The sequence below is a fragment of the Bacillota bacterium genome (assembly GCA_018333655.1).
Classification (GTDB): Bacteria; Bacillota; UBA994; order UBA994; family UBA994; genus BS524.
The window spans coordinates 1-18,754 of the sequence record JAGXTJ010000013.1; the positions used below are offsets into that span (position 1 = coordinate 1).

The 18,754-nt window shown below is 53.4% G+C and carries 36 protein-coding genes; all 36 read left to right on the plus strand.

Features of this window, described 5'->3' with window-relative positions; all coding sequences use genetic code 11:
- The coding region (gene tuf, locus KGZ92_02965; GenBank protein MBS3888249.1) for an elongation factor Tu at positions 1-248 on the plus strand (248 nt) is incomplete at its 5' end.
- 117 nt (positions 249-365) lie between these two features.
- A complete protein-coding gene (gene rpsJ, locus KGZ92_02970) occupies positions 366-674 on the plus strand; it encodes a 30S ribosomal protein S10 (GenBank protein ID MBS3888250.1) in 309 nt (102 codons plus the stop codon).
- An 81-nt stretch (positions 675-755) separates the two neighbouring features.
- Positions 756-1,382: a 50S ribosomal protein L3 gene (gene rplC, locus KGZ92_02975; GenBank protein ID MBS3888251.1), complete on the plus strand. Its 627-nt coding sequence runs from the start codon at positions 756-758 to the stop codon at positions 1,380-1,382.
- A gap of 41 nt (positions 1,383-1,423) precedes the next feature.
- Entirely contained in the window at positions 1,424-2,047 is a 624-nt protein-coding gene (gene rplD / locus KGZ92_02980; GenBank protein ID MBS3888252.1) for a 50S ribosomal protein L4, read from the plus strand.
- Positions 2,047-2,337: a 50S ribosomal protein L23 gene (gene rplW / locus KGZ92_02985; GenBank protein ID MBS3888253.1), complete on the plus strand. Its 291-nt coding sequence runs from the start codon at positions 2,047-2,049 to the stop codon at positions 2,335-2,337. The genes rplD and rplW overlap by 1 nt, the downstream gene beginning before the upstream one ends.
- 54 nt (positions 2,338-2,391) lie before the next feature.
- A complete protein-coding gene (gene rplB, locus KGZ92_02990) occupies positions 2,392-3,222 on the plus strand; it encodes a 50S ribosomal protein L2 (GenBank protein MBS3888254.1) in 831 nt (276 codons plus the stop codon).
- 17 nt (positions 3,223-3,239) lie between these two features.
- The gene (gene rpsS / locus KGZ92_02995; GenBank protein ID MBS3888255.1) at positions 3,240-3,524 is read left to right on the plus strand and encodes a 30S ribosomal protein S19; all 285 of its coding nucleotides are present in this window, start codon (positions 3,240-3,242) and stop codon (positions 3,522-3,524) included.
- Positions 3,525-3,536: 12 nt separating this feature from the next.
- Complete coding sequence (rplV, locus tag KGZ92_03000; protein ID MBS3888256.1) at positions 3,537-3,869, plus strand: 50S ribosomal protein L22; 333 nt, start codon at positions 3,537-3,539, stop codon at positions 3,867-3,869.
- Between the two features lie 13 nt (positions 3,870-3,882).
- Positions 3,883-4,542 (plus strand): 30S ribosomal protein S3, encoded by a 660-nt coding sequence (gene rpsC / locus KGZ92_03005; protein ID MBS3888257.1) that lies wholly within the window; start codon positions 3,883-3,885, stop codon positions 4,540-4,542.
- A 3-nt stretch (positions 4,543-4,545) separates the two neighbouring features.
- Positions 4,546-4,980, plus strand: a complete 435-nt coding sequence (rplP, locus tag KGZ92_03010) for a 50S ribosomal protein L16 (protein MBS3888258.1) — start codon at positions 4,546-4,548, stop codon at positions 4,978-4,980.
- Entirely contained in the window at positions 4,970-5,167 is a 198-nt protein-coding gene (gene rpmC, locus KGZ92_03015; protein ID MBS3888259.1) for a 50S ribosomal protein L29, read from the plus strand. The genes rplP and rpmC overlap by 11 nt, the downstream gene beginning before the upstream one ends.
- A 15-nt stretch (positions 5,168-5,182) precedes the next feature.
- Positions 5,183-5,440 carry a 30S ribosomal protein S17 gene (rpsQ, locus tag KGZ92_03020; protein ID MBS3888260.1) on the plus strand — a complete coding sequence of 86 codons (258 nt, stop codon included), beginning with the start codon at positions 5,183-5,185 and terminating at the stop codon, positions 5,438-5,440.
- 30 nt (positions 5,441-5,470) lie between these two features.
- Positions 5,471-5,839: a 50S ribosomal protein L14 gene (gene rplN, locus KGZ92_03025; GenBank protein MBS3888261.1), complete on the plus strand. Its 369-nt coding sequence runs from the start codon at positions 5,471-5,473 to the stop codon at positions 5,837-5,839.
- 23 nt (positions 5,840-5,862) lie between these two features.
- Positions 5,863-6,186 carry a 50S ribosomal protein L24 gene (gene rplX, locus KGZ92_03030; GenBank protein MBS3888262.1) on the plus strand — a complete coding sequence of 108 codons (324 nt, stop codon included), beginning with the start codon at positions 5,863-5,865 and terminating at the stop codon, positions 6,184-6,186.
- A gap of 15 nt (positions 6,187-6,201) precedes the next feature.
- A complete protein-coding gene (gene rplE / locus KGZ92_03035; protein ID MBS3888263.1) occupies positions 6,202-6,741 on the plus strand; it encodes a 50S ribosomal protein L5 in 540 nt (179 codons plus the stop codon).
- Between the two features lie 17 nt (positions 6,742-6,758).
- On the plus strand, positions 6,759-6,944 hold the full coding sequence (locus KGZ92_03040; protein ID MBS3888264.1) for a type Z 30S ribosomal protein S14: 186 nt from the start codon (positions 6,759-6,761) through the stop codon (positions 6,942-6,944).
- A gap of 33 nt (positions 6,945-6,977) precedes the next feature.
- Positions 6,978-7,376: a 30S ribosomal protein S8 gene (gene rpsH / locus KGZ92_03045; protein MBS3888265.1), complete on the plus strand. Its 399-nt coding sequence runs from the start codon at positions 6,978-6,980 to the stop codon at positions 7,374-7,376.
- Between the two features lie 12 nt (positions 7,377-7,388).
- Positions 7,389-7,949, plus strand: coding sequence for a 50S ribosomal protein L6 (gene rplF, locus KGZ92_03050; GenBank protein MBS3888266.1), 561 nt, complete (start codon positions 7,389-7,391; stop codon positions 7,947-7,949).
- Between the two features lie 30 nt (positions 7,950-7,979).
- Entirely contained in the window at positions 7,980-8,342 is a 363-nt protein-coding gene (rplR, locus tag KGZ92_03055; GenBank protein ID MBS3888267.1) for a 50S ribosomal protein L18, read from the plus strand.
- A gap of 21 nt (positions 8,343-8,363) precedes the next feature.
- Entirely contained in the window at positions 8,364-8,864 is a 501-nt protein-coding gene (gene rpsE / locus KGZ92_03060; GenBank protein ID MBS3888268.1) for a 30S ribosomal protein S5, read from the plus strand.
- Between the two features lie 13 nt (positions 8,865-8,877).
- Positions 8,878-9,069 carry a 50S ribosomal protein L30 gene (gene rpmD, locus KGZ92_03065; GenBank protein MBS3888269.1) on the plus strand — a complete coding sequence of 64 codons (192 nt, stop codon included), beginning with the start codon at positions 8,878-8,880 and terminating at the stop codon, positions 9,067-9,069.
- Positions 9,066-9,506, plus strand: coding sequence for a 50S ribosomal protein L15 (rplO, locus tag KGZ92_03070; GenBank protein MBS3888270.1), 441 nt, complete (start codon positions 9,066-9,068; stop codon positions 9,504-9,506). Before rpmD ends, rplO begins: the two co-directional genes overlap by 4 nt.
- Entirely contained in the window at positions 9,507-10,766 is a 1,260-nt protein-coding gene (secY, locus tag KGZ92_03075; protein ID MBS3888271.1) for a preprotein translocase subunit SecY, read from the plus strand.
- 18 nt (positions 10,767-10,784) lie between these two features.
- Positions 10,785-11,447 carry an adenylate kinase gene (locus tag KGZ92_03080; GenBank protein MBS3888272.1) on the plus strand — a complete coding sequence of 221 codons (663 nt, stop codon included), beginning with the start codon at positions 10,785-10,787 and terminating at the stop codon, positions 11,445-11,447.
- Complete coding sequence (gene map, locus KGZ92_03085) at positions 11,434-12,180, plus strand: type I methionyl aminopeptidase (protein ID MBS3888273.1); 747 nt, start codon at positions 11,434-11,436, stop codon at positions 12,178-12,180. Before KGZ92_03080 ends, map begins: the two co-directional genes overlap by 14 nt.
- 18 nt (positions 12,181-12,198) lie before the next feature.
- Complete coding sequence (gene infA, locus KGZ92_03090; protein ID MBS3888274.1) at positions 12,199-12,420, plus strand: translation initiation factor IF-1; 222 nt, start codon at positions 12,199-12,201, stop codon at positions 12,418-12,420.
- A 27-nt stretch (positions 12,421-12,447) separates the two neighbouring features.
- Positions 12,448-12,561, plus strand: a complete 114-nt coding sequence (gene rpmJ, locus KGZ92_03095) for a 50S ribosomal protein L36 (protein MBS3888275.1) — start codon at positions 12,448-12,450, stop codon at positions 12,559-12,561.
- 36 nt (positions 12,562-12,597) lie between these two features.
- Complete coding sequence (gene rpsM / locus KGZ92_03100; protein ID MBS3888276.1) at positions 12,598-12,966, plus strand: 30S ribosomal protein S13; 369 nt, start codon at positions 12,598-12,600, stop codon at positions 12,964-12,966.
- Between the two features lie 18 nt (positions 12,967-12,984).
- Complete coding sequence (gene rpsK / locus KGZ92_03105; GenBank protein ID MBS3888277.1) at positions 12,985-13,383, plus strand: 30S ribosomal protein S11; 399 nt, start codon at positions 12,985-12,987, stop codon at positions 13,381-13,383.
- Between the two features lie 18 nt (positions 13,384-13,401).
- Positions 13,402-14,028, plus strand: a complete 627-nt coding sequence (gene rpsD, locus KGZ92_03110; protein ID MBS3888278.1) for a 30S ribosomal protein S4 — start codon at positions 13,402-13,404, stop codon at positions 14,026-14,028.
- 50 nt (positions 14,029-14,078) lie between these two features.
- Entirely contained in the window at positions 14,079-15,026 is a 948-nt protein-coding gene (locus tag KGZ92_03115) for a DNA-directed RNA polymerase subunit alpha (GenBank protein ID MBS3888279.1), read from the plus strand.
- A 12-nt stretch (positions 15,027-15,038) separates the two neighbouring features.
- A complete protein-coding gene (gene rplQ / locus KGZ92_03120) occupies positions 15,039-15,380 on the plus strand; it encodes a 50S ribosomal protein L17 (protein MBS3888280.1) in 342 nt (113 codons plus the stop codon).
- A gap of 68 nt (positions 15,381-15,448) precedes the next feature.
- Positions 15,449-16,282 carry an energy-coupling factor transporter ATPase gene (locus KGZ92_03125; protein ID MBS3888281.1) on the plus strand — a complete coding sequence of 278 codons (834 nt, stop codon included), beginning with the start codon at positions 15,449-15,451 and terminating at the stop codon, positions 16,280-16,282.
- Positions 16,267-17,130, plus strand: a complete 864-nt coding sequence (locus tag KGZ92_03130; protein ID MBS3888282.1) for an energy-coupling factor transporter ATPase — start codon at positions 16,267-16,269, stop codon at positions 17,128-17,130. Before KGZ92_03125 ends, KGZ92_03130 begins: the two co-directional genes overlap by 16 nt.
- Positions 17,131-17,213: 83 nt before the next feature.
- Positions 17,214-17,936: an energy-coupling factor transporter transmembrane protein EcfT gene (locus tag KGZ92_03135; GenBank protein ID MBS3888283.1), complete on the plus strand. Its 723-nt coding sequence runs from the start codon at positions 17,214-17,216 to the stop codon at positions 17,934-17,936.
- Entirely contained in the window at positions 17,936-18,685 is a 750-nt protein-coding gene (truA, locus tag KGZ92_03140) for a tRNA pseudouridine(38-40) synthase TruA (protein MBS3888284.1), read from the plus strand. The genes KGZ92_03135 and truA overlap by 1 nt, the downstream gene beginning before the upstream one ends.
- Positions 18,686-18,754: the final 69 nt, after the last annotated feature.

Here is an 18,754-nt window from a genome sequence, read left to right on the forward strand (position 1 = left end):
CACAAGAAGAAGGCGGACGCCACAAGCCCTTCTTTGACGGGTACCGCCCGCAGTTCTACTTCCGCACCACCGACGTCACTGGCGTACTCAACCTGCCCGAGGGCGTGGAGATGGTTATGCCTGGCGACAAAATCACCATGACGGTAGAACTTATTACTCCTATCGCTATGGAGCCCGGTGTGCGCTTCGCCATTCGCGAAGGCGGCCGTACCGTTGGTGCCGGTGTAGTTACCGAAGTATTGCTCTAAAGACTTAAGCCACGGCAGGTGGCGCCAAACCACCTGCCGGGCTCATAATACTCCCCAGAGGTTGCCCCATGGCCATGGGTGGGGGTAATTCTGAGGGCAATGAGGAGGGAATAAGACATGGCACAGCAAAAGATCCGCATCAGGCTTAAAGCGTTTGACCACAAAATTCTCGACCAGTCAGCGGAAAAGATCGTCGAAACTGCCCGGCGCACCGGCGCCGTAGTCTCGGGACCGATTCCCTTGCCGACAGAGCGCAATCTATTCACCATTCTGCGAGCGCCTCACGTCGAAAAAGACATCCGCGAGCAGTTCGAAATGCGGACGCACAAGCGTCTCATTGATATCGTGGAGCACAACCACAAGACCGTAGATGCGCTGATGCGTCTAGACCTTCCTGCGGGTGTGGATATAGAAATTAAGCTTTAGTCTGCAGAGATACAAGTTCCCCCAATGGGAACCAATACAAGTTCCCCGAGGGGGAACCAATGTATGGAGGTGTAAGTAAAGATGCAAAAAGCAATTTTGGGGAAGAAGCTAGGCATGACCCAGGTGTTCGCACCTACTGGCGAAGTTCTTCCCGTAACGGTTATCGAAGCTGGTCCCTGCGTGGTTACGCAGATTAAGACCAAGGAAACAGACGGCTATGCCGCTATTCAAGTGGCCTTTATGCCGATTAAAGAAAATCGCGCTACGAAGCCTGAGAAGGGTCACTTTGCGCGGGCCGGCGTCAAGCCACACCGCTTTCTACGCGAGTTTCGCTTAAAGAGCATTGCCGATTACAAAGTTGGTCAGGTACTACTGGCCAGCACCTTTGCCTCCGGCGAGGCAGTTGACGTAACAGGCACTTCTAAGGGCAAGGGCTTTACCGGCGTGGTACAACGCCACGGCTTTGGCCGCGGTCCGATGACGCATGGTTCTAAGTACCACCGCGGCGTAGGTAGCTTGTCCTCACGTGCTGGTGCGCGCACTTTTCCTGGCCGCAAGTTACCTGGGCAGCACGGTCGTTTTCGCCGCACTGTGCAGAACCTGCTAGTTGTCAGGGTGGACGAAGAGCGCAATTTGCTACTCATCAAAGGTGCTGTTCCTGGTCCTAAAGGTTCTCTCGTTACAATTAAAAACAGCGTCAAGGCCTAGCCTAAGTTAGCACTCAGGCAGGTGAAAGGAGGATAAACGCTTTGCCTACTGTTGATGTATTCAATGTGAAAGGTGAAATTGTAGAGCAGTTGGTACTCTCTGACGCCGTTTTCGGCATCGAGGTTAACAAACACGTTTTGCATTTGGCCGTTCTCAAACAGTTAGCCGGACAGCGCCTAGGCACCCATGATACGAAGAATAGGGCCGAGGTTCGCGGTGGTGGGCGTAAACCATGGAAGCAAAAAGGTACAGGGCGCGCCCGGGCAGGCAGTCGCCGTTCGCCCATTTGGGTAGGTGGCGGTATCGCTTTCGGTCCAACCCCCCGCAAGTACAATTTTGACCTTCCGCGCAAGGTAAGAAGACTCGCCCTAAAGTCAGCTCTCACGAGCAAGCTTCAAGCAGGTGAGCTCATCGTTCTCGACACTTTCGAGTTAGCCATGCCCAAGACTAAGGCGGTGACGGAACTTCTGCAGAATTTGCAGATTGCCAAGAAGCCCCTGTTCGTTTTAGGCGAACGCAATGAGAACGTCGAAAAATCTTGCCGCAATATACCCGGTGTGGTTACGCAGCAGGCCGTAGGATTAAATGTGTACGATGTCTTAAACTGCAACAAGTTAGTAATGACGAAGGATGCAGTTCTCAAGGTACAGGAGGTGCTCGTATAATGCGGGACGCCAGAGATATCATCAAGAAGCCGATCATCAGTGAGCGCACCACTGCCTTGCAGGAAGAGCGCAAGTATGTTTTCTCCGTCGACCCGAGAGCCAATAAGACGGAAATCCGCCAGGCGGTCGAACTCCTCTTCAAAGTAGAGGTTGAGGCAGTAAACACGATGAGAGTAGCCGGAAAGTTCAAGCGCCACGGTGTGCATAGTGGTTACCGTTCAGACTGGAAGAAAGCCATCGTCAAGCTAACCCCTAAGAGCAAGAGCATCCCTATTTTTGACTCAGTCTAATTGTAGGGGCGCGATAATTTAAAGATGTTTTCCTGAAAAGGAGGGACAACCAAAATGGCTATGAAGAAGTTTAAGCCCACTTCACCCGCGCGCCGCTTTATGACTGTAGAGAGTTTTGACGAGGTTACGTGTACCGTACCAGAGCGCTCTCTGCTCGCCCCGTTGAACAGAAAGGCAGGGCGTAACAGCCACGGGCGTATCACTGTTAGACATCGGGGTGGTGGTCACAAACGCCAGTACCGCCTAATCGACTGGAAGCGTGATAAAGATGGTATCCCCGCGACAGTCGCTACTGTGGAATATGATCCCAATCGCACCGCCTATATTGCACTCCTCCATTATGCCGATGGTGCGAAGCGCTACATTCTCGCTCCCCATGGTCTAAAAGTAGGAAGCAAGGTTGTAAGTGGTCTGGATGCGGACATAGTGGCCGGCAATGCCCTGCCTCTCCACAAGATCCCGGTGGGCACAGTGATTCACAATATCGAGCTTAAGCCAGGCAAGGGCGCGCAAATGGTTCGCTCGGCTGGTGCCTCGGCTCAGCTGATGGCCAAAGAAGGAAAGTACGCTCTCTTGCGCTTGCCCTCGGGCGAAGATCGTTTAGTGCACATCGACTGCCGCGCCACCATTGGTCAGGTCGGCAACCTTGAGTATGAGAACGTCTCCATCGGTAAAGCTGGCCGTTCCCGCTGGTTGGGCAAGCGTCCCACCGTCCGCGGTGTGGTGATGAACCCAGTGGATCATCCCCATGGTGGTGGCGAAGGCCGTGCACCAATTGGCCGCAAGAGCCCGGTTACACCCTGGGGCGTGCCTACACTTGGTCACAAGACCCGCAAGAAGAAGAACCAGAGCGACAAGTATATTGTACGTCGCCGTAAGTCGTAGGGAAGGGAGGCTAGGTCATGTCGCGTTCTGTAAAGAAGGGCCCGTTTGTCGAAGAACGACTGCTGCTTAGGATTAGACGTATGAATGACAAGAGAGAAAAGAAGGTCATAAAGACCTGGTCCCGGGCGTCGACTATTTTCCCTGATATGATTGGTCACACCATTGCTGTCTACGATGGGCGCAAGCACGTACCAGTCTATGTCGGTGAAGAAATGGTTGGGCACAAGCTTGGCGAATTTGCTCCTACCCGCACTTTCAAAGGCCACGGTGGTCACACCGAGCGGTCTACAACGTTGAAGTAGGAGGGATACGGAATGGAAGCTAGAGCTATTGCGCGCAACATTCGCATTGCCCCTCGCAAAGCGCGCATTGTCATTGACCTCATACGTGGCAAAAGCGTCGCTGAAGCGGCCAATATTTTGAGGTTTACACCTAAGGTGGCCTCAGAAGTGATTATGAAAGTTATGAATTCCGCCGCAGCTAACGCTGAGAACAACTTACAGCTAGACATCAACAAGCTCTATGTAAAAGAGGCTTTTGTGGATAGCGGGTCTACTCTTAAACGTTGGCATCCTCGCGCCCAAGGGCGTATGTACCAAATTCTCAAGCGTTCCTGCCACATCACGGTCGTGGTAAAGGAAAGATAGGAGGTATTGCAGCGTGGGTCAAAAAGTACATCCCAAGGGATTTCGCATTGGCGTTATCAGGGACTGGGAGTCCAAATGGTATGCTGAAAAGAACTACGCCGACTTGCTCCTTGAGGACTTCAAAGTTCGCCGCTACATTAAAGAGAAGCTCTATGCCACTGGCGTAGGCCAAGTCGTGATTGAGCGCACGGGCAATATTGTACGCGTGTTCATTCATACTGCTAAGCCAGGCATGGTAATCGGGCGCGGTGGTGCCGGCGTAGAAGATCTGCGTAAGGCCCTTGAAGCACTCACTAAGAAACAAGTCTACGTGAACATCATGGAGATCAAAACAGCTGAACTCAGTGCCCAGTTAGTCGCCGAGAACGTGGCTGCGCAAATTGAAAAGCGTATCGCTTTTCGTAGAGCCATGCGTCAGGTTATGGGTCGCACCATGCGCAGTGGCGCCAAGGGCGTGCGCGTGGCCGTGGGTGGTCGCTTGAATGGCGCTGAAATTGCCCGTCGCGAGTGGGCCCGTGAAGGGACGATTCCCCTGCATACTCTCCGTGCAGACATCGACTACGGTGTTGCCACAGCCCATACAGCTTACGGCCAAATCGGCGTTAAGGTGTGGATTTACAAAGGTGAGATTCTGCCAAAGCCAAGCAAGGTGGAAGCAGAGGGAGGCGCGTAAATCATGTTAATGCCGAGCAGAGTCAAGTATCGCAAGGTACACAGAGGTAGAATGAAGGGGCGCACCAAGGGCGGAGCCACTATTGCCCACGGGCAGTATGGACTAGAAGCGTTGGAGGCATCCTGGATCACCAGCCGTCAGATCGAGGCCGCTCGTGTGGCCATGACCCGCTACATCAAGCGTGGTGGACAGGTATGGATTCGTATTTTCCCTCATAAGCCAGTGACGCAAAAGCCTGCCGAAACCCGTATGGGTAGCGGTAAAGGTTCTCCCGAGTACTGGGTAGCTGTGGTCAAGCCTGGCCGCATCATGTTTGAGATCGCCGGTGTCGATGAGGCAACAGCCAAAGAAGCACTGCGCCTCGCCGGGCACAAGCTCCCCATTAGGACAAAGTTCGTGGCACGTGTGGACGTGGGTGGTGAAGTAAATGAAGGTTAAAGACATTCGCGATATGAATGACGCAGAACTAGTCCAGAAGATCGATGATCTTAAGGGCGAACTGTTTAACTTGCGCTTCCGTCTTATAACCGGTCAACTGGAAAACCCCATGCGGATTAAGGAAGTTCGTAAGACAATTGCTCGGGTGAAGACTATTCTCCACGAGCGCGAACTCAACATCGGCTAGGAAGGAGGTTTCGCTGTGGAAGAAAGAAACCTGCGCAAAGTCCGTCAGGGCGTTGTGGTAAGTGACAAGATGGACAAGACTGTGGTTGTGGCCACCGAGCAAATGGTGTCTCACCCCCTGTACGGTCGTATCGTTAAGCAGACTAAGAAGTACAAGGCACATGATGAGAACAATGACGCTCGTGTAGGCGATACCGTCAAAATCATGGAGACTCGACCTCTCAGCAAAGAAAAGTGCTGGCGTTTAGTGGAGATTGTTAAAAAAGCAGAATAGACCCTGCATACAGGAAAGGGGATAATCGTCGTGATTCAAAACGAGACGAGATTAAAGGTTGCAGATAACTCTGGAGCCAAAGAGATCCTCTGCATCAGGGTTCTGGGTGGTACCAGTCGTCGCTACGCTAGGGTGGGCGATATCATCATTGCTGCCGTAAAGGAAGCAACGCCCGGCGGAGTTGTTAAAAAAAGCGATGTCGTTAAAGCCGTTGTCGTCCGCACCACCAAGGACTCCCGTCGCACGGATGGGTCTTACATCAAATTTGATGATAATGCCGCCGTCATCATCGACCAGAACAACAACCCTCGCGGGACCCGTATATTCGGCCCGGTGGCCCGTGAACTCCGGGAGAAGAACTTTATGAAAATAATTTCTCTCGCACCGGAAGTGCTCTAGCCCATGCAGAGGAGGTGCCAAGTATCGTGAAACTTCATGTCCGTAAAGATGACCAGGTTCTTGTTCTAACCGGTAAGGACCAAGGCAAAAAAGGCAAAGTTGTGAGTGCCTCGCCCGAGAAAGGTCGCGTGGTGGTAGAAGGCGTAAACATCGTCAGCCGTCACCGCAAAGCCGCTCCTAATGTGGCCCAAGGCGGCATCATTAAGCAAGAGGCGCCTATACACAGCTCTAACCTCATGGTGATTTGCCCGAGCTGCAAGAAGCCGACTCGGATTTCTCATAAAGAGATGAATGATGGCAAGTTCGTTCGCACCTGCAAAAAGTGCGGCGAGAACATTGACAAGTAGGAAGGAGGGCTAGCCATGACAAGGTTAAAGGAAAAGTACCTTAGTGAAGTGCGGCCTGCCCTGCAAGCAAAATTCGGCTACCAGAACTCCATGGAAATTCCCCGCCTCGAGAAAGTCGTTTTGAACATGGGAGTGGGCAAAGCGGTGGGCAACAGCAAGATTCTCGACGCCGCTGCTAAGGACCTCGGGCTCATATCCGGGCAAAAGCCGGTTATCACCCGGGCTAAGCAGAGCGTTTCGAACTTCAAGCTGCGCGAGGGCATGGCCATTGGCGCTAAGGTAACACTCCGTGGCGAGCGGATGTATGAATTTCTTGATAAGTTCATGAACATCAACCTGCCACGCGTAAGAGATTTTCGTGGTGTGTCTCCCAAATCTTTTGATGGCCGCGGTAACTACACTGTGGGCGTGAAAGAGCAGCTTATCTTCCCTGAAATCGACTACGATAAAGTGGACCACGTTCAGGGCATGGATATTACTATTGTGACAACTGCAATGACTGATGAGGAAGCAAAGGAATTGCTGACCCAGCTAGGGATGCCGTTCCGCGCGTAAGCAAAGGAGGAGAAAATGTGGCCAAAAAGTCGATGATTATCAAGCAAGCTCGGGAACCAAAATTTGCTGTGCGCGGGTATAATCGTTGCCGCATTTGTGGTCGTCCACACGCCTACATGCGTAAGTTCGGAACTTGTAGAATTTGCTTCCGTGAACTTGCCCATGAGGGTCAAATTCCCGGCGTTAAGAAGGCCAGCTGGTAAGGCCCTTCACTTAGGAAGGAGGTTCAATACGTAATGGTTATGACAGATCCTATCGCTGACATGCTGACAAGGGTCCGCAATGCCAACCATGCACTCCACGATAGTGTGGATGTACCCGGCTCAGTGATGAAGAAGAGTATTGCTGAGATATTGAAGACAGAGGGATTTATTCGTGATTACACCTGGGAAGACAATGACAAGCAAGGTATGTTGCGTCTCGTGCTTAAGTTCGGGGCCAATAAGCAGCGCGTCATTTCCGGTGTGAAGCGAATCAGCAAGCCTGGGCTGCGTGTGTATGCCCGCAAAGACGAACTACCCCGTGTTCTCGGGGGCCTAGGTATTGCCATTGTTTCAACTTCGCAGGGGCTGATGACCGACAAGCAAGCTAGGGCCAAGGGCCTTGGTGGAGAAGTCATCTGCTACGTCTGGTAGGGAGGTAACAACATGTCCAGAATCGGCAAGAAACCAATTGTGGTGCCGCCGACGGTTGAGGTTAACCTGAACGGCCAGACCATAGTGGTTAAAGGTCCCAAGGGTACGCTCACCCGTGAGCTGCACGCTGAAGTGCGAGTGTTAGTTCTAGAGAACGAAGTAGTAGTGGAGCGCCTATCTGAGCGCCCCCTGCACAAATCACTGCATGGCGTAACTCGCACCATTATTGCCAACATGGTAGAGGGCGTTACCAAGGGTTTTGAGAAGAAGCTGCAGGCTGCCGGTGTGGGTTGGCGTGCTGCCGTGCAAGGCGGGAAACTTGTTCTCACCGTGGGTTATTCTCACCCGGTAGAGATCAACCCACCCGCAGGCGTGGAATTTAAGACCGAGACCATGGCCAAGCCTCCTTTCGGCAACATTCCGCTGATCACGGTGTCGGGTTGCGACAAAGAAGCCGTGGGGCAGGTGTCCGCCACTATTCGGAGTGTTAGGGAGCCCGAGCCATATCTTGGCAAAGGAATAGCCTATGTCGGCGAAAAGATAATCCGCAAAGCCGGTAAGACATCCAAGTAGTGAACGGGCAAGGAAAGGAGTGAGTCAACGGTGTTTAAGAAGGGCGATAAAAATCAGCTTCGCAAAGTGCGTCATTTACGCGTTCGTAAGAGTGTGTCTGGAACCACTGCGCGCCCAAGGCTAAATGTCTTTCGCAGTTCTAGCCACATCTACGCGCAAATTATTGATGACACAAGAGGACATACTCTTGTTGGCGTTTCTACCCTTAGCCCGGAGCTTTCGGGTCAGCCAGGCGGCAATATCGAGGCGGCTAAGACGGTCGGCAAACTTGTGGCCGAGAAGGCTCTCGCTGCCGGAGTCACGTATGTGGTTTTTGACCGCGGCGGCTACCTCTATCATGGTCGCATCGCTGCGCTAGCGCAAGCCGCGCGCGAAGCCGGACTTCAGTTCTAGCAGCAGTAAGGAGGGAAAACATTGGAACGCATCGATCCTAAAGCTTTAGATTTGACTGAGAAAGTCATAGCGGTCAAGAGAGTCAGTAAGACTCGTAAGGGCGGCCGCGATGCTAGTTTTAGCGCGCTCACGGCAATTGGCGACGGCAAGGGTTATGTCGGCGTCGGCCTCGGGAAAGCGAAAGAAGTTGTCGAGGCCATTCGTAAGGCCAATGAAGACGCCAAAAAGAACCTGGTATATGTACCCATCGTGGAAACATCCATCCCCCATCAAGTCATCGGCACAGCGGGCGCCGGCAAGGTGCTCATGAAGCCAGCCTCATTGGGTACTGGTGTTATCGCGGGTGGTGCGGTCAGGGCGATTTTGGAGCTCGCGGGCGTACGCAATGTTCTTACGAAGTCACTAGGCTCTTCTAATGCCATGAACATGGCGCAGGCGACTTTGGCAGGCCTAAAGTCTCTGCGTACTGCAGAGCAAGTAGCCAAACTCCGCGGTATTTCCGTGGAGAATCTCCTCGGTTAAGGAGGCTAAGCAAATGGCAACATTACAGATTACCCTGACGCGGAGCCTCATTGGTCGGCCAGAGGATCAGCGCGACACCTGTCGTGCTCTCGGCCTCACCAAGACCAACAGTACCGTTCGGCAAGCAGATACCCCTGTTATCCGCGGTATGCTTAAGAAGGTCTCTCATCTGGTCAAGGTTGTGTCTCTGGAGGTGCAAGCATGAAACTGCATAATCTACAACCGGCAGAAGGTTCACGTTTAACCAGCAAGCGCGTCGGCCGTGGTCATGGCTCAGGCAAGGGCAAGACCAGCGGACGCGGTACCAAGGGCCAGTGGGCCCGCACCGGCGGTGGTGTGCGTCCCGGCTTTGAAGGCGGTCAGATGCCTCTCTACCGGCGCTTGCCAAAGCGTGGTTTCAACAACAAGTTCAAGACCTTTTACGCACTGGTGCAGATTGACGATCTTAATGTCTTTCCGGCAGACAGCGTAGTAGATCTTTGCGCCCTGCAGGAAGTAGGCTTAGTCAGAAAGTCACTCGACGGGGTTAAAATTCTCGGCATGGGTGAATTGACACGGGCGCTTACCGTACGGGCTGCCGCCTTTAGCCAAAGTGCTAAAGATAAAATTACCGCTGTTGGTGGAAAAGCGGAGGTGATTTAGATGCTTGAGAGTTTGCGCAACATGTGGCGCATAGAGGAACTGCGTAAACGCATACTCTATACTCTAGGTATCTTTCTCATCATCCGCCTTGGTAATTTTATTCCGGTGCCCGGGGCCAATCGCGAGGCCATGGCACAGTTTCTCGAAGGTCAGGGAGGACTTTTTGGTCTTCTTGACGTCATCTCAGGGGGCGCTCTCGCCAATCTCTCTATTTTTACTTTAACCATCGGTCCCTACATTACGGCGAGCATTATCGTCAACTTGCTCCAAGTAATTATCCCCGCCTGGGAGAAGCTCGCTAAAGAAGGCGACGAGGGACGCAAGAAGCTCAATGAATACACACGCTATGCCACAGTAGTGCTGGCCTTTGTACAAGGCATCGCTACCTCCGCTGGCTTGGCTAGCCAAGGGGTACTGGCACGCGGCATCGCCAATAATGTGCTCACGGCACTAAGCTTTACCGCCGGCACCATGATGATTATGTGGCTAGGCGAACTGATTACCGAGAAGGGTATTGGCAATGGCATTTCTTTGGTCATTTTCGCCAACATCGTCTCGCAAATGCCCGGCACCTTAGCTGGCTTGGTCACTTTCGTGCAGGCAGGTACGCTCAATATTTTCACCGTGTTACTGATTGGCATACTGGCCCTCGTCGTTATCGCCGGTGTGGTCTTTGTGCAAGAGGGAGTACGGCGCGTGCCTGTGCAGTACGCTAAGCGTGTTGTAGGGCGCAAGATGTACGGTGGGCAGACCACCCATATTCCTCTGCGAGTGAATCAGGCTGGTGTTATTCCTGTCATTTTCGCTTCGTCACTACTCATGTTTCCACAGGTGATTGCGCAATTTGTGCAGCACCCTTGGGCACAAAGTATCGCCCAGTTGTTCCGCTTTGGTGGCGCGTTCCACAATATACTCTATGTGGTTCTAATATTTGTCTTCAGCTACTTCTATACTTTCGTGCAGTTTAACCCGAAAGAGCTAGCTGAAAATATGCAAAAGCACGGCGGCGCAATACCCGGCGTGCGCCCAGGTAGAGTTACGGCGGATTTCTTGTACAGGGTTGTCACCCGTCTCACCCTCGTCGGCTCGCTGTTCTTGGTGGCGATTGTGATACTGCCCCTCATTCTTTCTGGTGTGGTGCGTATCGACATCGGGCTAGGCGGCACAGCGCTACTCATCGTAGTTGGTGTGGCGCTAGAGACAATGAAGCAAATTGAGGGGCACCTCGTCATGCGCCACTACAGTGGTTTCATGAAGTAGGATAACGAGATGTCAGATATGAACATTATTCTCATAGGGCCACCCGGGGCGGGGAAAGGTACACAAGCTGCCTTTCTCTGCCAAGAGCTCAGCATACCTCATATTTCATCTGGTGACATGCTTCGCGCCGCGGTCAAGGGCGGCACTGCCCTTGGACTGCTAGCTAAGTCCTACATGGATAGCGGACAATTGGTGCCCGATGATGTGACCATAGGTATTGTTAGGGAGAGGCTTGGACAAGAGGACGCGCGATCTGGATTCTTGCTCGATGGCTTTCCCCGCACTATTCCGCAGGCACTGGCACTAGAAGAAGCTCTCAATGGCTTAAAGCGCGACATTTCTTTGGTGATAAATATTGTGGTGCCGCACGACGAGTTAATCCGGCGCTTGACAGGCCGCTTGGTCTGCAAAAGTTGTGGGGCCACCTACCACACTATGTTTAATCCGTCTCCAAAGGGACAGCACTGTGGTCTGTGTGGCGGAACACTGTATCAGCGCTCTGATGATAGCGAAGAGACGGCCTTAGCCCGACTTCAGGTCTATCTTCGTCAGACCGCACCCTTGCTCGAATACTACGAAAAAACCGGGAAACTAAGGAACATCGATGGACTTCTGCCGATTTCTGAGGTGACAGAGCGACTTAGGACAGTGCTCGCCGAAAGGCTCCATGATCAGTCTTAAATCGGAGCGTGAGCTTGTCATGATGCGGCAGGCCGGTAAGGTCGTGGCCGAGGCTATAGCCGAAGTCGAGCGCCTGGTGCGCCCCGGAGTAAGTACTGGCGAATTAAATGCTCGCGTCGAAAGCCTCATGACTCACCGGGGGGCGCGTCCTGCCTTTAAAGGGTACCACGGTTATCCTGCTAGCATTTGTACATCGGTAAACCATGAAATTGTACACGGTATTCCGGGTTTGAAAGTCCTAAAAGAGGGCGATATTATTAGCATCGATATCGGAGCGGAAATGAATGGGTATTTCGCTGATGCGGCCATTACCTTGCCCGTTGGGGAGATTGACGCCGTGTCGCGACGCTTAATCGAGACTACCGCTCAGGCTTTAGAGGCAGGCATCCGGCAGTGTACAACAGACAAGAGGCTGTCAGATATTTCATACGCCATTCAGTGCGTCGCTGAAACAGCCGGTTTTTCCGTGGTCCGCGAGTATGTGGGACATGGCATAGGCAGGGCCATGCACGAAGATCCCCAGGTGCCTAATTACGGGCGCCCAGGGCGGGGCATTAAACTGTCACCGGGTCTTGTCCTGGCTATTGAGCCTATGGTAAACGTCGGAGGTTATGAGACGAATGTGCTCGCCGATAACTGGACTGTCGTGACCAAGGATGGCAGTCGCAGTGCTCACTTTGAGCACACCGTGGTCATCACGCCACGTGGCCCTGAAATACTCACGAGATGCTGAGCGAGGGAGGTCGAGAGCTTGACTAAGCGCGATGATGTTATTGAGGTAAGAGGCAAGGTAATGGAAGCTTTGCCGAATGCTATGTTTAGAGTTGAACTTGACAACGGCCACAAGATCTTGGCTCACGTTTCCGGTAAGATTCGCATCAATTTTATCCGCATTCTGCCGGGGGATACAGTGACACTAGAGCTTTCACCATACGATTTAACCCGGGGACGCATCATCTACCGCTACAAGTAGAGCTGTCCCCCACAAGGAGGTACCCCAATGAAAGTCAAGCCTTCCGTCAAGCGTATGTGCGAAAAATGCAAATTGATTAGACGTAAAGGGCGTGTCATGGTTATCTGCGAGGAGCCTAGACACAAGCAAGCACAAGGATAGTATCTCGCAGCAAAAACAGGAGGTGGCATTAAACAGATGGCTCGTATCGCAGGTGTAGACCTGCCGAGGGAAAAGCGTGTTGAGATTGCACTCACCTACATTTACGGAATTGGCCGGAGTCGCTCGAGTGATATTCTCGCCAAGACTGGGGTGAGCCCTGACACTCGCGTGCGTGATCTGACCGAGGAAGAAGTAGCTCGGCTTAGAGAAACGATTGACAAAGGATTCCCTGTTGAAGGGGATTTGCGGCGCGAAGTTACTGCCAGCATCAAGAGACTTATCGAGATTGGTTCCTACCGTGGCTTGCGCCATCGCCGCGGTCTGCCTGTCCGTGGGCAGCGCACAAAGACTAATGCTCGCACCCGCAAGGGCCCACGCCGTACCGTCGGTGCGAAGCGTAAGTAGTCGAAGGAGGAGAAGCGCATGGCAAAACGTAAAACAGCTGCAGCTAAAGTAAAGCGTCGCGAACGCAAAAACGTCGAGTTTGGCGTGGCGCATATTATGTCGACATTTAACAATACCATGGTGACCATTACGGACAAGGCCGGCAATACCTTATCCTGGTCATCGGCCGGTAATGCTGGCTACAAGGGTTCTCGTAAGAGTACGCCTTTCGCCGCGCAAATTGCTGCCGAAAACTGCGCCAAGGTAGCTATGGATCAAGGTTTGCGTGAAGTAGAAGTTCACGTTAAGGGCCCTGGTTCTGGTCGCGAGGCCGCAATTCGTAGCCTCCAGGCCGCTGGCCTCGAAGTAAGTTCTATTAAAGACGTAACCCCTGTACCACACAATGGTTGCCGGCCGCCTAAGCGGCGTCGCGTCTAGGAGAGGGAGGAAAGCATAATGGCAAGATATATAGGTCCGGTATGCCGGCTCTGCAGACGCGAGGGAACAAAGCTTTTCTTAAAGGGCACTCGCTGCTATACAGGCAAGTGTGCCATTGACCGTCGCGGGTATGCGCCTGGCCAGCATGGACAAGGACGCAAGAAACCCACTGAGTATGGTATACAGCTGCGCGAAAAGCAAAAAGCCCGCCGCATTTACGGCGTTCTTGAGCGTCAGTTCCGTCGGTACTTCTTTACCGCAGCGCGGGAAAAGGGTATCACCGGCGAAAGACTGTTGCAGCTCCTTGAGCTAAGACTAGATAACGTAGTGATGCGGGCAGGTTTTGCCGATTCACGTAGCCAAGGTCGCCAACTAGTGCGCCATGGTCACTTTATCGTCAACGGACGCCGCGTCAATATTCCGTCCTACCTCGTAAAGCAAGGCGATGTAATCGCTGTAGCCGAAAAGAGCCACAAACTCGTTGTTTTTGAAGGGGTTGCCGACAACATGAAGGGGCGTCGGGTTGTGCCTTGGCTCCTTTTGGAGCCGCAAGCTCTCAGGGTAAGTGTCACTGGGCTGCCAAAGAGAGAAGACATCGATATTCCAGTACGCGAGCACCTTATTGTGGAGAGATATTCGAGATAGGGCACCCTCAGACCGGAACAGTCAGGGAAGTAAGGAGGGTAATCGCCTAAATGTTAGAATTGGCAATGGAAACACCCAGGGTGACTCGCCAAGAAGGAACGACCACGTACGGCAAGTTTGTGGTGGAGCCGCTGCAGCGCGGTTATGGCACCACCTTAGGCAATGCCTTGCGTCGGATACTACTTTCTTCTCTACCCGGAGCTGCTGTCACCTCTATTAAGATCGAAGGCGTGTTGCACGAGTTTTCGACCGTGCCTGGCGTCGTTGAGGACGTGACCGACATCGTCTTAAACATTAAGACGCTGCGTTTGCGCATCCATTCGCCCGGAGAAAAAACTCTCCGCATTGAGAAGGTCGGCGAAGGCATAGTAACGGCAGCGGACATCATAACTGATTCCGATGTTGATGTTTTAAACCCTTCACTGGTTATTGCCACACTTGACAAGGACGCTCGACTGTTCATGGAAATGACGGCTATCGGGGGACGTGGGTACAAGCCTGCGGAGCGCAACAAGAAACATCAACAGCCCATAGGCGTCATACCAGTGGACTCAGTGTTCACGCCTGTTACAAGGGTCAACTACAGCGTCGAGAATACGCGCGTGGGCCAGCATACGGACTACGACAAGCTTATTCTAGAAGTCACGACGGATGGTAGTTTGAGCCCCGAAGAGGCCGTGAGTGTTGGCGCGAAAATAATGAGCGACCATCTGCACCTCTTTGTCAGTTTGACAGAGAAGGCGGAGTCTACCAAGACCTTGGTAGACAGGGCCGAGAACATTAGGGATCGCATTATGGAGATGGCCATAGAAGAACTAGATCTATCAGTTCGTTCCTTTAACTGCTTAAAGCGCGCTGGCATCAACACGGTCCACGAGCTCACGAGTAAGACAGAAGACGAAATGATGAAAGTACGCAACTTGGGTAAAAAGTCGTTAGAGGAAGTGCAGCACAAGCTCGCTGAACTTGGACTCTATCTTACTAAAGCCGAAGAGTAAGGGGGGAATGACATGTCTTACCGCAAATTAGGGCGCAGAACTAATCACCGTCGCGCTTTGCTGCGCAACTTGGCAACTACTTTGTTGCGCTTAGGTCGCATGGAAACAACCGAGACCCGGGCCAGCGAAGTGCAGCGCATCAGTGAAAAGCTTATTACCTTGGGCAAGCGTGGCGATTTACATGCCCGCCGTCAGGCGTTGTCGTACATCTTTGATGAAGATGTAGTGACTAAGCTCTTTACAGAGATTGCGCCTAAGTACAAAGACCGCGAGGGTGGCTACACTCGCATCATGAAGTCAGGCGTGCGCCGCGGCGATGCGGCACCGCAGGCCATTATTGAGCTGGTGGAGTAACCCCCACCAGCTTTTTTTATGGGCCCTGATTTCGGTGATGCCCACATCCCTAGGGGAGGTGAACGGGTATGACAATTCTCGAGGTAGAAGACCTCAAGCATAGCTATCGCGGACATGAGGGCGACACTGTTGCTCTCGCGGGAGTTGATTTAAAGGTGCAGCAGGGTGAATTTGTCGCGGTCATCGGTCGCAATGGCTCTGGCAAGAGCACGCTGGCCAAGCATTTTAACGCCATCCTGCTACCCTCTGGCGGGCGAGTACTAGTAGAGGGCCTCGACACGCGGGATGAGGCCCTCTTGTGGGCTGTGCGCCAAAGGGTAGGCATGGTTTTTCAGCACCCAGATAATCAGATTGTGGCTACCATTGTCGAAGAAGATGTCGCCTTTGGGCCAGAGAACCTTGGCGTACCGACCCAAGAGATTATCGAGCGTGTTGACGAGTCACTTCGCCAGGTCGGTATGGAAGCGCTACGCACCCATGCCCCCCACCTATTGTCTGGTGGGCAGAAGCAGCGTGTCGCCATCGCTGGGGTGTTGGCAATGCGCCCTAAGGTTATTGTGCTAGATGAGGCCACTGCCATGCTCGACCCCATCGGCCGGGCCGAAGTGATGAACACCATCCTGCGTCTCAACAAGGAGCAGCATATGACGGCGGTTCTAATAACCCACCACATGGACGAAGCAGTTAGAGCAGACCGTGTCGTGGTTATTGATGAGGGCCAGGTGGTGCTTTCTGGCTCGCCCGCAGAAGTCTTCTGCCAGTACGAGCTCCTCGAGTCCTTAGGTCTTGATGTACCTGTAGCCACGAAGCTGGGCATAGAACTGGAGAGGAGTGGGCTGCCTCTACCGCAACATGTTTTGACGGCAGCTCAGTTGGTCGACGAACTATGCCAATTAAACTAGAACAGGTCAGCTTCGTCTATGCCGAGGGCAGCCCCTTTCAGCAGCACGCCTTGAAGGACATCAACTTGACCATTAATGACGGTGAGTTTGTCGGCATTATCGGGCAGACAGGCTCGGGCAAGTCCACCTTGGTGCAGATGCTAAACGGTTTGCTTAAGCCTACCTCTGGCACAGTCACCGTCAATGGTCTAGTGACTACCGCTAAGGGCGTCAAGTTAAAAAGCTTGCGACAGGAAGTCGGCCTAGTGTTTCAGTTCGCCGAGCATCAGTTGTTCGCCGAGTCCGTCGCGGCCGATGTGGCTTTTGGCCCCCTGAATCAGGGTGTGCCCGCGCTAGAGCTTGCCTCGCGTGTGGACAGCGCCATCTTGACTGTGGGCTTGCCACTTGAGATTAAGCAGCGCTCACCCTTTGAGTTATCTGGCGGGCAAATGCGGCGCGTGGCTATTGCTGGGGTCCTAGCCATGAACCCCAAGGTTCTTATTTTGGACGAGCCTACCGCGGGGCTAGACCCCCGCGGCCGCGATGAAATCCTAGCCCGCATCCGGGAGCTTCATCGCGAGCGCGGCATCACCGTGATCTTGGTTTCGCACAGCATGGAAGATGTGGCGCGCTTAGTCGATCGCCTTGTAGTCATGCACGAGGGACAAGTAATTCATGATGCCCCGCCACGCGAGGTCTTTGCGCATGGTGCGGCACTTAAGGCCATAGGTCTCGGCGTACCACAGGCTACCGAGGTGCTGCAACTACTGCGGCAGCGGGGTTGGGCGGTGCCAGAGGTAGCGTTGACCCTCGAAGAGGCGCGTCAGGCCATAGCCCAAGCCTTCGGCGAGAGGAGGGCGCGCGCTTGAGCTTTAAGCAGAATATTACCCTCGGGCAGTACCTGCCGGGCAGTAGTGCGGTACATCGCCTCGACCCACGCACCAAGCTCCTGATGTCCTTTAGCTTTATCATGGTGCTGTTTATTGTGCGTGGCGGCTGGGTGACTTATGGTATTTTAGGGCTGGCGGCCCTGCTCACCATCCTTACGGCCAAATTGCCTCTAGGCATGGTGGCACGTGGCTTGCGCCCCATTCTCATCATCTTGTCACTGACCATAGTCCTGCACATTTTTTCTACGCGTGAGGGTGTCGTGCTCTTTAGATGGTGGTTCCTCGCGGTCTACTCCGGTGGCATCAATCAGGGCTTGCTCTTGGCCGCACGGCTAGTGCTCCTAGTGTTATCGACCTCGGTACTAACCCTGACGACTTCACCTATTGCTCTCACCGACGCCATTGAATATGTCTTGAAACCATTTAAAAGAGTGGGCTTGCCGGCACATGAGTTAGCCATGATGATGACCATTGCCTTGCGGTTTATTCCTACCCTTATTGAAGAAGCCGAGAAGATAATGAAGGCACAGTTAGCGCGCGGCGCAGACTTTGAGAGCGGTGGCCTTATGAAAAGAGCCAAAGCCCTTTTGCCCCTCCTCATACCTCTCTTTATCTCGGCCTTTAGGCGGGCGGATGAGCTGGCTATGGCCATGGAGGCGCGGTGCTATCGTGGCGGGGACAGCAGAACTAAGTTTAAAGTGCTGCGCTACACCATGCTTGACAGCTACGCTTGGGTGCTTTTCGCGGCACTCTCTGCCCTAGCTCTATATGTGAGTTATCTCTAATGAATCTTAAACTGGTTATTGAGTATGACGGTACGGACTTCTGTGGCTGGCAGCTCCAGCCAGGGCAACGCTCGGTGCAGGGCGAGATGGAGAACGCCATTGCCGCCCTCACCGGTCAGACAGTTAGGCTGCACGGGGCAGGTAGAACGGATAGTGGTGTACACGCCCTGGCTCAAGTAGCTAACTGCCAGCTAGAGACGAAGATTCCCCCCGGGCGTTTTGCCGCCGCACTCAATCCGCTCCTGCCTAGTGACGTCAAGGTGTTGTCAGCCGAGGCCGTCAGTGATAGCTGGCATGCCCGCTTCTCGGCGCAGGGCAAGGTGTATGTTTACCGGCTTCTTTTGTCGCCGTCGCCGCGCCCGCTCGCTAGGCACCGCGCCTACCGTCTGCCCCCAAACCTTGACCTAGACGCCATAGAGCGTGCCTTGCCTCTCTTTGTCGGCCGCCACGATTTTCGTGCCTTTGCCGCCAAAGGAAGTAGTGCTTTGACGACGGAGCGCACGATTACTAGGGCGGAGCTTACTAGGCGGGGAGAACAATGCGACCTCGTCTTTAGCGGGGACGGATTTCTCTACCACATGGTGCGTATCATAGTAGGCGACCTCGTTAGTGTCGCCCTGGGCAAGCTGACGATCCAGGACATTGCCTCCGCCCTTGCCACCGGCTACCGCTCGCGCCCGCCCGTCACGGCCCCCGCGCAGGGTTTGTACTTGGTAGAAGTTATCTACGATGACGAGCCCTTATGTTGACAAGGCCGCGCGGAGATAATAGAATAGTAGACGTCCGATTGAGCCCCGGACAAAGCCTTTTACGTTTAT

What these genes read in the sequence shown, in the direction of transcription:
- KGZ92_03135 (MBS3888283.1), top strand. Translation starts at nt 17,214, where the DNA reads ATGTCCTTTAGCTTTATCATGGTGCTGTTTATTGTGCGTGGCGGCTGG.
- rplW (MBS3888253.1), top strand. Translation starts at nt 2,047, where the DNA reads ATGCGGGACGCCAGAGATATCATCAAGAAGCCGATCATCAGTGAGCGC.
- KGZ92_03130 (MBS3888282.1), top strand. Translation starts at nt 16,267, where the DNA reads ATGCCAATTAAACTAGAACAGGTCAGCTTCGTCTATGCCGAGGGCAGC.
- rplB (MBS3888254.1), top strand. Translation starts at nt 2,392, where the DNA reads ATGGCTATGAAGAAGTTTAAGCCCACTTCACCCGCGCGCCGCTTTATG.
- rpmD (MBS3888269.1), top strand. Translation starts at nt 8,878, where the DNA reads ATGGCAACATTACAGATTACCCTGACGCGGAGCCTCATTGGTCGGCCA.
- rplQ (MBS3888280.1), top strand. Translation starts at nt 15,039, where the DNA reads ATGTCTTACCGCAAATTAGGGCGCAGAACTAATCACCGTCGCGCTTTG.
- rpsH (MBS3888265.1), top strand. Translation starts at nt 6,978, where the DNA reads ATGGTTATGACAGATCCTATCGCTGACATGCTGACAAGGGTCCGCAAT.
- rpmC (MBS3888259.1), top strand. Translation starts at nt 4,970, where the DNA reads ATGAAGGTTAAAGACATTCGCGATATGAATGACGCAGAACTAGTCCAG.
- KGZ92_03125 (MBS3888281.1), top strand. Translation starts at nt 15,449, where the DNA reads ATGACAATTCTCGAGGTAGAAGACCTCAAGCATAGCTATCGCGGACAT.
- rpsD (MBS3888278.1), top strand. Translation starts at nt 13,402, where the DNA reads ATGGCAAGATATATAGGTCCGGTATGCCGGCTCTGCAGACGCGAGGGA.
- rplP (MBS3888258.1), top strand. Translation starts at nt 4,546, where the DNA reads ATGTTAATGCCGAGCAGAGTCAAGTATCGCAAGGTACACAGAGGTAGA.
- rpsK (MBS3888277.1), top strand. Translation starts at nt 12,985, where the DNA reads ATGGCAAAACGTAAAACAGCTGCAGCTAAAGTAAAGCGTCGCGAACGC.
- map (MBS3888273.1), top strand. Translation starts at nt 11,434, where the DNA reads ATGATCAGTCTTAAATCGGAGCGTGAGCTTGTCATGATGCGGCAGGCC.
- rplV (MBS3888256.1), top strand. Translation starts at nt 3,537, where the DNA reads ATGGAAGCTAGAGCTATTGCGCGCAACATTCGCATTGCCCCTCGCAAA.
- KGZ92_03115 (MBS3888279.1), top strand. Translation starts at nt 14,079, where the DNA reads ATGTTAGAATTGGCAATGGAAACACCCAGGGTGACTCGCCAAGAAGGA.
- rplE (MBS3888263.1), top strand. Translation starts at nt 6,202, where the DNA reads ATGACAAGGTTAAAGGAAAAGTACCTTAGTGAAGTGCGGCCTGCCCTG.
- rplO (MBS3888270.1), top strand. Translation starts at nt 9,066, where the DNA reads ATGAAACTGCATAATCTACAACCGGCAGAAGGTTCACGTTTAACCAGC.
- rpsJ (MBS3888250.1), top strand. Translation starts at nt 366, where the DNA reads ATGGCACAGCAAAAGATCCGCATCAGGCTTAAAGCGTTTGACCACAAA.
- rpsS (MBS3888255.1), top strand. Translation starts at nt 3,240, where the DNA reads ATGTCGCGTTCTGTAAAGAAGGGCCCGTTTGTCGAAGAACGACTGCTG.
- rpsM (MBS3888276.1), top strand. Translation starts at nt 12,598, where the DNA reads ATGGCTCGTATCGCAGGTGTAGACCTGCCGAGGGAAAAGCGTGTTGAG.
- truA (MBS3888284.1), top strand. Translation starts at nt 17,936, where the DNA reads ATGAATCTTAAACTGGTTATTGAGTATGACGGTACGGACTTCTGTGGC.
- rplC (MBS3888251.1), top strand. Translation starts at nt 756, where the DNA reads ATGCAAAAAGCAATTTTGGGGAAGAAGCTAGGCATGACCCAGGTGTTC.
- rpmJ (MBS3888275.1), top strand. Translation starts at nt 12,448, where the DNA reads ATGAAAGTCAAGCCTTCCGTCAAGCGTATGTGCGAAAAATGCAAATTG.
- rplF (MBS3888266.1), top strand. Translation starts at nt 7,389, where the DNA reads ATGTCCAGAATCGGCAAGAAACCAATTGTGGTGCCGCCGACGGTTGAG.
- KGZ92_03080 (MBS3888272.1), top strand. Translation starts at nt 10,785, where the DNA reads ATGAACATTATTCTCATAGGGCCACCCGGGGCGGGGAAAGGTACACAA.
- secY (MBS3888271.1), top strand. Translation starts at nt 9,507, where the DNA reads ATGCTTGAGAGTTTGCGCAACATGTGGCGCATAGAGGAACTGCGTAAA.